The sequence below is a fragment of the [Mycobacterium] manitobense genome, assembly GCF_025821665.1.
Lineage (GTDB): Bacteria > Actinomycetota > Actinomycetes > Mycobacteriales > Mycobacteriaceae > Mycobacterium > Mycobacterium arseniciresistens.
On the sequence record NZ_JACKSJ010000270.1, the window covers coordinates 33,173 to 48,005 of the forward strand.

Below are 14,833 nucleotides of genomic sequence, written 5' to 3' on the forward strand. Positions count from 1 at the left end.
CCGCAGTCTCGCCGTGCGGCCTGCTGTCGGCCCGCTCCCCTAGCATTGCCCTCGTGTTCGTCATCGACGACGGCCCAGGCACCACGTCCGACCCCCTGGTCGTCTACAGCGCCTCCGACCTCGCCGCGGCCGCCCGCTGCGAGTACGCGCTGCTGCGCTCGTTCGACGCCCGGCTGGGCCGCGGGCCCGCGGTCGCTGTCGAGGACGAATTGCTCGCGCGCACAGCACAACTCGGCGACGAACACGAGCAACGCCATCTCGACGCGATTCGTGCGACGGCCGACGCGACGGTCACCGTCATCGGCCGCCCGAAGTACACCATCGCGGGGCTGACGGCCGCAGCCGACGCCACCCGTAGCGCGGTCGAGCGGCGTGCGCCGGTCATCTACCAGGCCGCGATGTTCGACGGCCGCTTCGCCGGGTTCGCCGACTTCCTGCTGCTCGACGACGACGGGCGCTACCGGCTGCGGGACACGAAGCTGGCCCGCTCGGTCAAGGTCGAGGCACTGCTGCAGCTGGCCGCCTACGCCGAGACGCTGACCGCCGCGGGCGTCGACGTGGCACCCGAGGTCGAACTGGTGCTCGGCGACGGCGCCGTGGCGCAGTACGCGCTCGACGAGCTGCTTCCGGTGTACCGGCCGCGGCGCGCCGCGCTGCAACAGCTGCTCGACCACCACCTGGCCCGCGCCGTCCCCGTGTCGTGGGAGGACACCGACGTCCGCGCCTGCTTCCGCTGCCCCGAGTGCACCGCCCAGGTGCGGGCGCACGACGACCTGCTGCTGGTCGCCGGCATGCGGGTCAGCCAGCGCGCCCGCCTCATCGACGCGGGCATCACCACCGTCGCCGAGCTGGCCGGCCACCGCGGCCCGGTGCCCGAACTCCCCGCCCGGGCGGTCGCGGCGCTGAGCGCACAGGCGCGGTTGCAGACCACCGCGCGGGTGGATGGCAAGCCGCCCTACGAAATCGCCGATCCGCAGCCGCTGATGGCGCTGCCGGAACCCGACCGCGGCGACGTGTTCTTCGACTTCGAGGGGGATCCGCTCTGGACGGCGGACGGCCGCGAATGGGGTATCGAATACCTGTTCGGCGTCCTCGACACCGCCGACACCTTCACCCCGCTGTGGGCGCATGACCGCGCACAGGAGCGCGCGGCGCTGCTGGACTTCCTCGCGATGGTGCGCAAGCGCCGCAAGCGCCACCCGCGTATGCACGTCTACCACTACGCCGCCTACGAGAAGACGGCGCTGCTGCGGCTGGCCGGCCGCTACGGAGTCGGCGAGGACGAGGTGGACGACCTGCTGCGCAGCGGCGTGCTCGTCGACCTCTACCCGCTGGTGCGCAAGAGCATTCGGGTGGGCACCGAGAACTACAGCCTCAAGTCGCTCGAGCCGCTCTACATGGGCGCCCAGCTGCGCAGCGGCGACGTCACCACAGCGACCGACTCCATCACGCAGTACGCCCGCTACTGCGAGTTGCGCGCCGAAGGCCGCGACGACGACGCCGCGGTGGTGCTCAAGGAGATCGAGGAATACAACCGCTACGACTGCACGTCCACCCGTAAGCTGCGCGACTGGTTGATCTGCCGGGCCATCGACTGCGCGGTGCCGCCGCGCGGCCCCCAGCCGGTCACCGACGGCGGGACGGTCGACCCCGACGACCACCTGGCTCGCCGGCTGGCCCGATTCGTCGGTGACGACCCCGCCCAGCGCACCCCCGAGCAGTCCGCGGTCGCGATGGTGGCCGCCGCCCGCGGCTACCACCGCCGCGAGGACAAGCCGTACTGGTGGGCCCATTTCGACCGGCTCAACAACCCGGTCGACGAGTGGGCCGACACCACCGACGTTTTCCTCGCCGAGCACGCCGAGGTGCACACCGACTGGCACACCCCGCCGCGGGCGCGCAAGCCACAGCGCTGGGTTACGCTGACCGGGTCGATCGCCGCCGGCGGGCTCGGCCGCGACATGTATGCGCTCTACGAGCCGCCCGCTCCCGCCGGGTTGTCCGACGATCCCGACCGACGGGCGTTCGCCCCGGTCCGGGTCGTGGCGTGTGACGATCCCGAGGCGCCCACCGAGGTGCTGGTCATCGAGCGGGAACCCAAGGGCGGCGGCACGTTCGACGCACTGCCGTTCGCGTTGACGCCCGGCCCGCCGATCCGCACCACGGCGCTGCAGGAGTCGATCGAGACGACGGCGACCGCACTGGCCGCCGGGCTGCCGCGGCTGCCGGTCAACGCCGTCGTCGACATCCTGCGGCGCAGGCCGCCACGCACCCGCTCCGGGGATCCATTGCCCGGCACCGACGCAGGCACCACCGAGGCGATCACCGCCGCGCTGCTCGACCTGGACTCGTCGTACCTGGCCGTGCACGGTCCGCCCGGGACCGGCAAGACGTTCACCGCCGCGGCGATCATCACGCGGCTGGTCACCGAGCACCGCTGGCGCGTCGGTGTGGTGGCGCAGTCGCATGCAGTGGTGGAGAACCTGTTCCGCGACGTGCTGGCCGCGGGGGTGGACGCCGCCCATGTCGCCAAGAAGAAGGGCGGCGCCGACCCTGGCTGGACGGTGCTCGACGAAGCGAAGTTCCCGGCCTTCCTCGCCGAGCACGCCGCCGCCCGCACCGGATGCGTGATCGGCGGCACCGCATGGGATTTCGCCAACGACTCCCGAGTCCCCCGTGGCTGCCTCGACCTGCTGGTCATCGAGGAGGCCGGCCAGTTCTGCCTGGCCAACACCATCGCCGTGGCGCCCGCCGCCGGGAACCTGCTGCTGCTCGGCGATCCGCAGCAGCTGCCGCAGGTCAGCGCGGGCACCCACCCCGAGCCCGTCGACTGCTCCGCACTGGGCTGGCTGGTCGGCGACGCGCACACGCTGCCCACCGAACTCGGTTACTTCCTCGACCGTTCGTACCGGATGCACCCCGACGTGTGCGCGGCGGTGTCGCGGCTGTCCTACGACGGGCGGCTGCGTTCATTCGAGGCCGTGACCGCCGCCCGCCGGCTCGAGGGCCTGGCACCGGGCGTGCGGGTGCTGCCTATTCGCCACGACGGCAACGCGACCGAGAGTCCGGAGGAGGCCGCGGCGATCGTCACCGAGATCTCCCGGCTGATCGGCTTGCCGTGGTCCGACGAGCACGGCCCCCGCCCGTTGGGCCAGCACGACGTGCTGATCGTCACGCCCTACAACGCGCAGGTGACGCTGCTGCGCCGGCACCTGGACACCGCGGGCTTCGACGAGGTACGGGTAGGCACCGTCGACAAGTTCCAGGGCCAGCAGGCGCCGGTGGTGTTCGTGTCGATGGTGGCCTCGTCGATCGACGACGTTCCTCGCGGAATCTCATTTCTGCTCAACAGGAATCGGCTCAACGTGGCGATCAGCCGGGCCAAGTACGCGGCATTCGTCGTGCGGGCGGAGACGCTCACCGAGTACCTGCCCGCCACCCCGGACCGGCTCGTCGAGCTCGGCGCGTTCCTGACGGTGGCGTCGTCGTGACCAGCTCGCTGCCCGGCAGGCTGTCCGGCGTCGTCGGCGTGGCGTACGTCAGCACCGACGCCGACCTGCTGGCCGGGCGCAGCGTGGACTACACCGGCAGATACCGCGGCCGGGCCGCCGCTCTGGTCCGCCCGGGCGACGCGGCGCAGGTCGCGCAGGTCCTGCGGGAGTGCCGCGACGCGGGCGCACACGTCACCGTGCAGGGCGGCCGGACATCGCTGGTCGCGGGCACCGTCCCCGAGCACGACGACGTGCTGCTGTCCACCGAACGGCTCACGGCGACAAGTGGAGTCGACATCGCCGACCGCCGGGTGCGGGTCGGCGCGGGTGTGACACTGGGATCCGTGCAGCAGGCCGCCGTGGCCGCCGGCCTGGTGTTCGGGGTCGACCTGGCGGCGCGCGATTCGGCGACGGTGGGCGGGATGGCCTCGACGAATGCCGGTGGGCTGCGCACCGTGCGCTACGGCAACATGGGTGAGCAGGTGCTCGGGCTGGAGGTCGCGCTGCCCGACGGGACGCTGCTGCGCCGGTTCAGCCGGGTCCGCAGCGACAACACCGGCTACGACCTGGCGTCGCTGTTCGTCGGAGCGGAGGGCACGCTGGGTGTGCTGACCGAACTGGAACTGCGGCTGTATCCGACTCCGGCACAACGGATCACCGCGGTCTGCGGGTTCGCCGACCTCGCGGCGCTGGTCGCCGCCGGCCGGCTGTTCCGTGACCTCGACGGCATCGCGGCGCTCGAGATGATCGACGGGCGCGCCTGTGCGGTGACCGCCGAGAAGATGGGTGTCGCGGCGCCGGTGGACGCGCCGTGGCTGCTGCTGGTGGAACTCGCAGGCGCCGACGATCCCGGCGAGCGGCTCGCGGCGGCGTTCGACGACATCGACGTCAGCGGCGAACCCGCCGTCGGTGTCGACGTGGCCGCGCAGCAGCGGCTGTGGCGGGTGCGCGAGGCGGTGCTGGAGGTCCTCGGCGTGTACGGCCCGCCGCTGAAATTCGACGTGTCACTGCCGCTCGAATCAGTCGCCGGGTTCGCCGCCGCCTCGGCCGACCTGGTGAAAATACATGCCCCCGAAGCGATTCCGGTGCTGTTCGGCCACATCGGCGAGGGCAATCTGCACCTCAACGTGCTGCGCGTCGACACCGCCGCCGAGCAGCACCTGTACGCGGCGATGATGACGCTGATCGCCGAGCACGGCGGCAACGTGAGCTCCGAACACGGAGTGGGCTCGCGCAAGCGCGACTACCTGACGATGTCGCGCACCGAGGACGACGTCTCGACGATGCGGGCGGTCAAGGCGGCGCTCGATCCGACCGGCTACCTGAACGCGGCCGTGCTGTTCGGCTGAGGCTTCCGGCGCCTCACGACGGCCGGGAGTGACGGCCGCGCGGCGCGTCCTCGTGCTCGTCGCGGTAGTGCCGCCCGTTGCCTGCCGAACCGTTCGGGTGCGGCGACTCGACGTGGCGGTGACGGGGGCGGGGCTGGTGGCCGTTGGCCAGGAACGGGTCGTGCGACGGTGCCGGCGGCTCGACGGGCGGCGGATCGACCTGCGGCAGCAGTTGCAGGCGCTGCTCCTCGTCGACATGGAAACCGTTGTGCGCGAGACCGTTCGATTCGGCCGAAGGCTCCGGCGGGGCGTCGGCCATCAACGCCTCCAGGATGTTGCGCCAGGGATCGGGCTCGGATTCGGCCCGCACCGGGATGGGTTCTGGCTCCGGACCGGAATCGGTGTCGGCCGACGCATCGTCGTCGTCGTCGAGCAGGCTGTGCCACGACTCGACCGGGTCGCTGTGCCAGACCTCGGCGGGGGCGGGCAGCGGATGCTCGACGCGCGACGCCAGGGGTTCGGTGACGGGGTCGTCGTCGCCCTCAACCGGCCGGGCGGGCGCGGGCGGCGGGTCGTCCCATTCCACCGTGTACTCGAGGTAGTGGTCGTCGTCGAAGTCGTACGCGTCGTACATGTCGTCGGCGTGCGCGGCCGCATGAATCACGTCGGTGCGCGCCTCGGGATCGACCTCGCCGGCCGCGACGGACACCCGCTCCGACCGGCCGCCGAAGCCCAACAGGAACAGTGCGGCCATCACACCGAACAGCGCCACGAACGCCGGCAGCAGGATCGACTGGGACATCGCCGCGGCGAACGGCTCGTGCAGGAACGCCGGCAGCGCCGTGACGGCGCCCCCGCCGCCTGGGGCCGGCCCGGCCGCGGGCATCTCGGCGCCGATTCGCGAGGTCATGAACGCCGCCATCCCGGCGCTGCCCAGCACCGAGCCGACCTGACGCGTCGCGTTGTACACCCCCGACCCCGCCCCGGCGAGCGTCGGCGGCAGGTTGCGGGTGGCCGTGGCGGCCAGCGGCGACCAGATGAAGGCCATGCCGATGCCCATCAGCGTGATCGGCAGCACCAGCCGCCAGATCGGCGTCGACGGGGTCATGTCGATCGACAACCAGGTCAGCGCGATAGCCAGCGCGGAGAAGCCGAAACCGACGACCGGGCGCGGATGCGACCGGTCGACGATGCGCCCGACGAGCGGGGCCAGCACCCCGGTCGCGATCGCCATCGGAGCGGTGAGCAGCGCCGCCCGGGTGGGCGATAGCCCGCATACCGCCTGCGCATAGAACATCAGCGGCAGGATCATCCCGGTGACGACGAAGCCGATCGTCGCGATCCCGAGGTTGGACAGGCTGAAATCGCGGTCCCGGAAGATCTGCAGCGGGATCAGCGGCTCATGCGGGGTCACCGACTGCCAGTAGACGAACCCGGCCATCGCGCCGACGCCGAGCGCGACGCAGCCCCAGATCCACGCCGCCCAGTTGTGCGACTGGCCCTCCTGCAGGGCAAAGACGATCAGGAACATGCCCAGCCCCGACAGCAGCACACCGGGGATGTCGAAACCGTTCTTCCTGGTGGGCAGCGCAGGCACGAACCGGGCGGCCAGCAGCAGACCGGCGACGCCGACCGGCACGTTGACGATGAAGATCCACTGCCAGCCCAGCGTGTCCACCAGCACCCCGCCGGCCAACGGGCCGACCAGCGTCGCGACACCCGCGGTGGCGCCCCACACGCTCATCGCCACGCCGCGCCGTTCAGGCGGGAAGATGCGGGTGATCGTCGAGAGCGTCTGCGGGGTGAGCAGCGCCGCGCCGACACCCTGGACCACCCGCGCGGCGATCAGCATCTCGATGCTGCCCGCCAGGCCGCACCACAGCGAGGCGACGGTGAACACCGCGAGCCCGGCCAGGTAGACGTTGCGGGGGCCGAACCGGTCGCCGAGCCGGCCCGCGAGCAGCAGAGGCACGGCGTAGGCCAGCAGGTAGGCGCTCGTCACCCAGATCACGGCGTCGTAGTCCGCGCCGAGGTTCTCCATGATCGACGGATTCGCGACGGCGACGATGGTGGCGTCGACGAGGATCATGAAGAAGCCGATCATCATCGCCCACAGGGCATGCCACGGGTTGACCGCCGGCTCGCCTGCGGTCACGGCATCGCCCGGTCGCGGCTGTGCCGCACCGTCACGTCCCGGCCTCCGGGCAGCAGGTGAAGAGAACATATGGCGTCGACTCGCTAACCAACGATCCACCGACGCTACGTACCCGCTGCAGGCACGACAAGTCAGGGTCGGCGCAGCGCCGCCGGTCACACGGCTTCGGCGACCGCCTCACGCTCGGTGTCGGCTTCCTCGTCGGACGCCGGCGCACCCACCGCGAGCAGCGCCAACAGTGCGATCACCATGCCCGCCGTCATTACCACCGCCAGCGCGAACTCACCGTTGCCGAGCACGCCGACCAGCGGTGCGACGGCGGCGCCGAGCCCGAACTGTGCGGCGCCCAGCAACGCGGCCGCGGTGCCCGCGGCCTCGGAGTGCCGCGACAGCGCCACGGCGGGCGCGTTCGGGATCACCAGTCCCATGGCGGCCAGGATCACCCACACGGGCACCAGGAAGCCGTACAGGCCGCCTACCTCGGCGACGGAGATCCCGACGAACACCGCACCGGCCAGCGACGCCGAGGACAGCGCCCACACGACGATGGTCTGCGGGGTGAACCGGCGCAGCAGCACCACGTTGAACTGCGTCGAGCCGATCAGCGCCACCGCGCCCGCGGCGAACAGCAGCGCGAAGGTCTGCTGATCCACGCCGTAGCGGCCCTGCAGCACGTACGGGGCGGCCGCGATGTAGGCGAACAGACCGGACATTCCCAGCGCCGCGACGAGGACCAGGATGACGAACCGCGCGTCGCGCAGCAGGCCCGCGTAGGTGGCGGCGATGCCGCGCACCCGCAGCGGCCGCCGGTGGGCGACCGGCAGCGTCTCGGGCAGCGCCAGCGCGGCGAGCAGCAGCAGCAGTCCGGCCAGCAGGACCAGCGCGAGGAACACCCAGTGCCAGGATGCGTGAAGGAGCACCGCGGCCCCCAGGGATGGCGCCAGCACCGGCGCCACGCCGAGGACCAGCATCAGCCGCGACATCACGGTGGCGGCCGCGGATCCGGAGAACAGGTCGCCCACGACGGCGATCGCGGTGACTGCGGCGGCGGCGGCACCCATGCCCTGCAGCCCGCGGGCGACGCCGAGGATCGCGATGTTGGGCGCCAGCACGCACAGCACCGACGCCACCATGTGCAGGGCGATGCCGGCCATCAGCGGCCGACGGCGGCCCAGCGAGTCCGACAGCGGTCCGACGATCAGCTGGCCCAGCGCCAGTCCGGCGAGCGTGCCGGTCAGGGTCAGCTGGGCGACCGACGACGACACGCCCAGTTCGTCGCCGATGCCGGGCAGTGCGGGCAGGTACATGTCGATGGTGAGCGGGCCGAGCGCGACCAGGGCGCCGAGGACGAGGATCATCTTCACCCGTCGCGGCGGCGTGGAGTCGCGCTGCGGGGTGCGGGTTGCTGGCACAGGCGGGCTCACGCGTGGGGATGATGCCATGCAATTGGTTAGCACCGCATATCAATATTTTCTTCCCGGCCGTGACCGCGATCACCGCCGGGCACCCGTGCCGGTCGCCGTTCGTTGTCGACCCGATAGCCTGGACAGCCACGGCTCACGCACTAGTTCGCCTACGGGGAGGCCCGGAATGAGCGCTTGGTCCCGCAAGAACAAGCTGCCGGCGACCACGGACGGCGCGGCCGAGAGTCCCGGCACCGCCGCACGCGTGCTGTCCCAGATCATCGAGGGCAGCACCCGCGTGCAGGCGCCTGCGGTGCGCGCCTATGTCGACCGGTTGCGCCATGCGCGTCCGAACGCCGGCCCGGCCGAGATCATCACGTCGCTGGAGAAGCACTACGTGGGCGCGGTGATGGCCAGCGGCGCGGCCGTCGGATCCGCCGCGGCGTTCCCCGGCATCGGCACGCTCGCCGCGATGTCGGCGGTGGCCGGTGAGACCGTGCTGTTCCTCGAGGCGACGTCGGTGTTCGTGCTCGCCGTCGCCGAGGTGCACGGCATCCCCGCCGAGCACCGCGAGCGCCGCCGCGCGCTGGTGCTGTCGGTGCTGGTCGGTGAGGACAGCAAGCACGCCCTCGCCGACCTGATCGGGCGGGGCCGCACCAGCGGTGGATGGATCAGCGACGGCGCGGCGACGCTGCCGCTGCCCGCGGTGACGCAACTCAACTCGCGGCTGCTCAAGTACTTCGTCAAGCGCTACACGATCAAGCGGGGAGCCCTGGCGTTCGGCAAGGTGCTGCCGGTCGGCATCGGCGCGGTCGTCGGCGGCGTCGGCAACCGCCTGATGGGCCGCAAGATCGTCGACAACGCTCGAAACGCGTTCGGTCCACCGCCGCCGAGGTGGCCCTCGACGCTGCACGTACTGCCGTCCGCGCAGCCCTGAGACGGCGCTGATCGATGCACCCCGCAAGACCACTAAGACCATAAGTGCATCGACGTGGTCCGGCCGATGCCGGAGCGCTAGCCTTTAGGCGGCGGACGAGCGGGTACTCGCGACGTAGGCCGCGAACACGAGGACGCTAGAACCAGGACACGAAAGCGGCGAGCACCTTGCCAATGCTTGCCCGAGGCGACGGAATCGAGGCGAGTAGCTGCCGTGAGCAGTTCACCTTCACCATTCGGACAGAACGAGTGGTTGGTCGAGGAGATGTACCGCAAGTTCCGCGAGGACCCCTCGTCGGTCGACCCCAGTTGGCACGAATTCCTGGTCGACTACAACCCGGAGCCGACCGGGGCGTCGGCGGCCAAGGGCGGTAACGGCCAACCGGCCCGCGGGTCTGCGCCCAAGTCGCCGCCCGAACCCGCGCCCGCGCCGCCGCCGCAGGCCAAGTCCACCGACAAGTCGGCCGCCAACGGCACCGCGAAGTCCGCGTCGGCGCCGACGAAGAACGACAAGCCCGCGCCGGCGAAGTCCGCCGAGAAGTCCGCCGACAAGCCTGCCGAGAAACCCGCCGAGAAGTCGCCGCAGAAGCCTGCCGCGAAGAACGACAAGAGCGACAAGCCCGCCGAGAAGACCGACAAGAACGACAAGACCGAGAAGACCGAGAAGGCCCCGGACGCCAAGCCGAAGGCCGCCGCCTCCGGCGGCGACGACGAGAACCAGGTGCTGCGCGGCGCCGCCGCGGCCGTCGCCAAGAACATGTCCGCCTCGCTCGAGGTGCCCACCGCGACCAGCGTGCGGGCCATCCCCGCGAAGCTGATGATCGACAACCGCGTCGTCATCAACAACCACCTCAAGCGCACCCGCGGCGGCAAGATCTCGTTCACCCACCTGATCGGGTACGCGATCGTGCAGGCCGTCAACAAGTTCCCGAACATGAACCGGCACTTCGCCGAGGTCGACGGCAAGCCCAACGCGGTCACCCCCGCGCACACGAATCTGGGCCTGGCGATCGACCTGCCCGGCAAGGACGGTAACCGCCAGCTGGTCGTCGCGGCGATCAAGAAGTCCGAGTCGCTGGCCTTCGGCCAGTTCATCGCCGCCTACGAGGACATCGTGCGGCGCGCCCGCGACGGCAAGCTGACCGCCGAGGACTTCACCGGCGTCACGATCTCGCTGACCAACCCGGGCACCATCGGCACCGTGCACTCGGTGCCGCGGCTGATGCGCAACCAGGGCGCCATCATCGGCGTCGGCGCGATGGAGTACCCGGCGGAGTTCCAGGGCGCCAGCGAGGAGCGCATCAACGACCTCGGCGTCGGCAAGCTGATCACCCTGACGTCGACCTACGACCATCGCATCATCCAGGGCGCGGAGTCCGGCGACTTCCTTCGCACGGTGCACCAGCTGCTGCTGTCCGACGAGTTCTTCGACGAGATCTTCCGCGAACTCGGCATCCCGTACGAGCCGGTGCGCTGGCGCATCGACAACCCCGACTCGATCGAGGACAAGAACGCCCGCGTGATCGAGCTGATCGCGGCGTACCGCAACCGCGGTCACCTGATGGCCGACATCGACCCGCTGCGGCTGGACAAGAACCGGTTCCGCAGCCATCCGGACCTCGACGTCAACAGCCACGGCCTGACGCTGTGGGACCTCGACCGTGAGTTCAAGGTCGGCGGCTTCGCCGGCGCCGAGCGCAAGAAGCTGCGCGACGTGCTCGGCCTGCTGCGCGACTCCTACTGCCGCCACGTCGGCGTCGAGTACACCCACATCCTCGAGCCCGAGCAGCAGACGTGGATCCAGGAGCGCGTCGAGGTCAAGCACGAGAAGCCGACCGTCGCCGAGCAGAAGTACATCCTGAGCAAGCTCAACGCGGCCGAGGCCTTCGAGACGTTCCTGCAGACCAAGTACGTCGGTCAGAAGCGGTTCTCACTGGAAGGCGCCGAGACCGTCATCCCGATGATGGACGCCGCCATCGACCAGTGCGCCGAGCACGGCCTCGACGAGGTCGTCATCGGCATGCCGCACCGCGGCCGGCTCAACGTGCTGGCCAACATCGTCGGCAAGCCCTACTCGCAGATCTTCAGCGAGTTCGAGGGCAACCTGAACCCGTCGCAGGCGCACGGCTCCGGCGACGTCAAGTACCACCTCGGCTCGACCGGGATCTACCTGCAGATGTTCGGCGACAACGACATCGCGGTGTCGCTGACGGCCAACCCGTCGCACCTGGAGGCCGTCGACCCGGTGCTCGAGGGTCTGGTGCGCGCCAAGCAGGACCTGCTCGACAAGGGTGACGGCGACGACGCGTTCACCGTCGTGCCGATGATGCTGCACGGCGACGCGGCGTTCGCCGGCCAGGGCGTGGTCGCCGAGACGCTGAACCTGGCGTTGCTGCGCGGCTACCGCACCGGCGGCACGATCCACATCATCGTCAACAACCAGATCGGATTCACCACCTCGCCGCACGACTCGAAGTCGTCGGAGTACTGCACCGACGTGGCGAAGATGATCGGCGCGCCGATCTTCCACGTCAACGGTGACGATCCCGAGGCCGCCGCGTGGGTGGCCAAGCTCGCCGTCGACTTCCGGCAGAAGTTCAAGAAGGACGTCGTCATCGACATGCTGTGCTACCGCCGCCGCGGGCACAACGAGGGCGACGACCCGTCGATGACGCAGCCCGGCATGTACGACGTGATCGACACCAAGCGCGGGGTCCGCAAGACCTACACCGAAGCGCTGATCGGTCGTGGCGACATCTCGATGAAGGAGGCCGAGGACGCCCTGCGCGACTACCAGGGCCAGCTCGAGCGGGTGTTCAACGAGGTCCGCGAACTCGAGAAGCACGACATCGCGCCCAGTGAGTCCGTCGAGGCCGACCAGGTGCTGCCGGCGAAGCTGTCGACCGCGGTCGACAAGGCGGAGCTGGCCCGCATCGGCGATGCGTTCCTCAACGTGCCCGACGGCTTCACCGTGCACCCACGGGTCAAGCCGGTGCTGGAGAAGCGCCGCGAGATGGCCTACGAGGGCAAGGTCGACTGGGCCTTCGCCGAACTGCTCGCGCTCGGCTCGATGATCGCCGAGGGCAAGCTGGTGCGGCTGTCCGGTCAGGACACCCGACGCGGCACGTTCACCCAGCGCCACTCGGTGATCATCGACCGCAAGACCGGGCAGGAGTACACCCCGCTGCAGATGCTTGCGACCAACCCGGACGGCACGCCCACCGGCGGCAAGTTCCTGGTGTACGACTCGGCGCTGTCGGAGTTCGCGGCGGTCGGCTTCGAGTACGGCTACTCGGTCGGCAACCCCGACGCGATGGTGCTGTGGGAGGCGCAGTTCGGCGACTTCGTCAACGGCGCGCAGTCCATCATCGACGAGTTCATCAGCTCCGGCGAGGCCAAGTGGGGTCAGCTCTCCGACGTGGTGCTGCTGCTGCCGCACGGCCACGAGGGGCAGGGTCCCGACCACACGTCGGGCCGCATCGAGCGGTTCCTGCAGCTGTGGGCCGAGGGTTCGATGACCATCGCCGTGCCGTCGACCCCGGCGAGCTACTTCCACCTGCTGCGCAGGCACGGCATGGACGGCATCCAGCGGCCGCTGATCGTCTTCACGCCGAAGTCGATGCTGCGCAACAAGGCCGCGGTCAGCGATCTGCGCGAGTTCACCGAGGGCAAGTTCCGCTCGGTGATGGAGGAGCCGACCTACACCGACGGCGACGGCGACCGGTCGAAGGTCAAGCGCGTACTGCTGACCAGCGGCAAGATCTACTACGAGCTGGCGGCCCGCAAGGCCAAGGAGAAGCGCGACGACATCGCGATCGTGCGCGTCGAGCAGCTGGCGCCGCTGCCGCGGCGGCGACTGGCCGAGACGCTCGACATGTACCCGAACGTCGAGGAGAAGTTCTGGGTGCAGGAGGAGCCGGCCAACCAGGGCGCGTGGCCGTCGTTCGGCCTGATCCTGCCCGAGCTGCTGCCGGACCACTTCACCGGCATCAAGCGGGTGTCGCGGCGGGCGATGTCGGCGCCGTCATCGGGGTCATCGAAGGTGCACGCCGTCGAGCAGCAGGAAATCCTCGACGAGGCCTTCGCCCCGTAACCCCGTTCACCAGATAGCAGTCAGGGTCGTGATCCTCCGCGGATCACGACCCTGACATCTCGTTCGGGACCTGTCGGCCCTCAGAAGCCCAGCATCGGCATCGGGAACGGCGTCTGGCCGTTGGCCAGCGACGCCATCGCACCGGGGCAGAACGCCGAGATGGCCAGGCCGGTGAACATGGTGGCCGGGCCCAGCGGACGGCCGAGCGCCTCGGAGACCTCGCCGGCGACGTTCGCCGCGTTCTGACCGGGATCGACGAGCATCGGGCAGATCTGCTGACCGACCTGTGTCGCGGTCGCGGGGTCGATGCCCGAGAGCCCCGGGCCGCCGAGGCTGTCGAGGAACGCATCGGTGGCCGGATCGGCCTGAGCCGGAGCCGCCCCGACCGACAGAGCGGCGCCGAACAGGCCCGCGGTCACGGCGAGCGCGGCGGCCGCCGCGCGGTGGTTGCGCTTGATTCGCTGCATGACTTGGCATCGCCGTCGGCGGCGGCACCGTTACGCATCGCCCCCGCGGCGGTGGTACCGCGGGTACCGACTAACCTCGTCCCGAAGCAACGACAAGAGGAGTGCACACATGGACGGCTTCGCCGGGAAGGTCGCCGTGGTGACCGGAGCTGGATCGGGCATCGGCCAGGCGCTGGCCATCGAACTGGCCCGCTCCGGCGCCAAGCTGGCGATCAGCGACGTCGACACCGAGGGACTGGCGGCCACCGAGGAGCGGCTGAAGGCCATCGGGGCGCCGGTGAAGGCCGACCGCCTGAACGTCACCGAGCGCGAGGCGTTTCACCTCTACGCCGACGAGGTCAAGAACCACTTCGGCAAGGTCAACCAGATCTACAACAACGCCGGGATCGCCTTCACCGGCGACGTCGAGATCAGCCAGTACAAGGACATCGAGCGGGTGATGGACGTCGACTTCTGGGGCGTCGTCAACGGCACCAAGGCGTTCCTGCCACACCTCATCGAGTCCGGCGATGGCCACGTGATCAACGTGTCGAGCGTGTTCGGGCTGTTCTCCGTGCCCGGCCAGGCCGCCTACAACGCGGCCAAGTTCGCCGTGCGCGGATTCACCGAGGCGCTGCGGCAGGAGATGATCCTGGCTCAGCATCCGGTCAAGGTGACGACCGTGCACCCCGGCGGCATCAAGACCGCGATCGCGCGCAACGCCACCGCGGCCGAAGGACTCGACGCCGAGCAGCTGGCCAACGTGTTCGACAAGAAGCTGGCGTCCATGTCGCCGCGCCGCGCCGCCGTGGTCATCCTCGACGGCGTGCGCAAGAACAAGGCCCGCGTCCTCATCGGCAACGACGCCAAGGTGCTCGACGCACTCGTGCGCATCACCGGGCCGCACTATCAGCGGCTGTTCGCGGCGTTCACGTCGCGGATGATGCCACCGCCGAAGTAAGCACGCCCGGCCGCTCCGGG

The 14,833-nt window shown here is 70.2% G+C and carries 8 protein-coding genes; 5 read left to right on the plus strand and 3 right to left on the minus strand.

Annotation, left to right across the window (positions count from 1 at the left end):
• Positions 1–53: 53 nt before the first annotated feature.
• Both H7I41_RS29745 and H7I41_RS29750 read left to right on the plus strand, forming a co-directional pair.
• A complete protein-coding gene (locus H7I41_RS29745) occupies positions 54–3,491 on the plus strand; it encodes a TM0106 family RecB-like putative nuclease (RefSeq protein WP_264016253.1) in 3,438 nt (1,145 codons plus the stop codon).
• Positions 3,488–4,840 (plus strand): FAD-binding oxidoreductase, encoded by a 1,353-nt coding sequence (locus tag H7I41_RS29750; RefSeq protein WP_372503829.1) that lies wholly within the window; start codon positions 3,488–3,490, stop codon positions 4,838–4,840. The genes H7I41_RS29745 and H7I41_RS29750 overlap by 4 nt, the downstream gene beginning before the upstream one ends.
• Positions 4,841–4,853: 13 nt before the next feature.
• Here H7I41_RS29750 and H7I41_RS29755 read toward each other — a convergent pair whose 3' ends face one another.
• Positions 4,854–6,926 (minus strand): MFS transporter, encoded by a 2,073-nt coding sequence (locus H7I41_RS29755; protein ID WP_264016274.1) that lies wholly within the window; start codon positions 6,924–6,926, stop codon positions 4,854–4,856.
• 203 nt (positions 6,927–7,129) lie between these two features.
• The gene (locus H7I41_RS29760) at positions 7,130–8,416 is read right to left on the minus strand and encodes a multidrug effflux MFS transporter (RefSeq protein WP_264016254.1); all 1,287 of its coding nucleotides are present in this window, start codon (positions 8,414–8,416) and stop codon (positions 7,130–7,132) included.
• A gap of 148 nt (positions 8,417–8,564) precedes the next feature.
• Between H7I41_RS29760 and H7I41_RS29765 the strand changes: the two genes are divergently transcribed.
• Positions 8,565–9,314, plus strand: a complete 750-nt coding sequence (locus tag H7I41_RS29765; RefSeq protein ID WP_264016255.1) for a hypothetical protein — start codon at positions 8,565–8,567, stop codon at positions 9,312–9,314.
• Between the two features lie 213 nt (positions 9,315–9,527).
• The gene (locus tag H7I41_RS29770; protein WP_264016256.1) at positions 9,528–13,406 is read left to right on the plus strand and encodes a multifunctional oxoglutarate decarboxylase/oxoglutarate dehydrogenase thiamine pyrophosphate-binding subunit/dihydrolipoyllysine-residue succinyltransferase subunit; all 3,879 of its coding nucleotides are present in this window, start codon (positions 9,528–9,530) and stop codon (positions 13,404–13,406) included.
• Positions 13,407–13,486: 80 nt separating this feature from the next.
• On the opposite strand, the gene H7I41_RS29775 is transcribed toward H7I41_RS29770, so the two are convergent.
• On the minus strand, positions 13,487–13,873 hold the full coding sequence (locus H7I41_RS29775) for a DUF732 domain-containing protein (protein ID WP_264016257.1): 387 nt from the start codon (positions 13,871–13,873) through the stop codon (positions 13,487–13,489).
• A gap of 109 nt (positions 13,874–13,982) precedes the next feature.
• On the opposite strand from H7I41_RS29775, the gene H7I41_RS29780 reads away from it, so the two are divergent.
• A complete protein-coding gene (locus H7I41_RS29780; protein WP_264016258.1) occupies positions 13,983–14,813 on the plus strand; it encodes an SDR family NAD(P)-dependent oxidoreductase in 831 nt (276 codons plus the stop codon).
• Positions 14,814–14,833: the final 20 nt, after the last annotated feature.

Excerpts from the sequence above, each read along its gene's own strand:
- H7I41_RS29755 (WP_264016274.1), bottom strand. The coding sequence starts at position 6,926 with ATGATGATCGGCTTCTTCATGATCCTCGTCGACGCCACCATCGTCGCC.
- H7I41_RS29760 (WP_264016254.1), bottom strand. The coding sequence starts at position 8,416 with ATGGCATCATCCCCACGCGTGAGCCCGCCTGTGCCAGCAACCCGCACC.
- H7I41_RS29765 (WP_264016255.1), top strand. The coding sequence starts at position 8,565 with ATGAGCGCTTGGTCCCGCAAGAACAAGCTGCCGGCGACCACGGACGGC.
- H7I41_RS29775 (WP_264016257.1), bottom strand. The coding sequence starts at position 13,873 with ATGCAGCGAATCAAGCGCAACCACCGCGCGGCGGCCGCCGCGCTCGCC.
- H7I41_RS29780 (WP_264016258.1), top strand. The coding sequence starts at position 13,983 with ATGGACGGCTTCGCCGGGAAGGTCGCCGTGGTGACCGGAGCTGGATCG.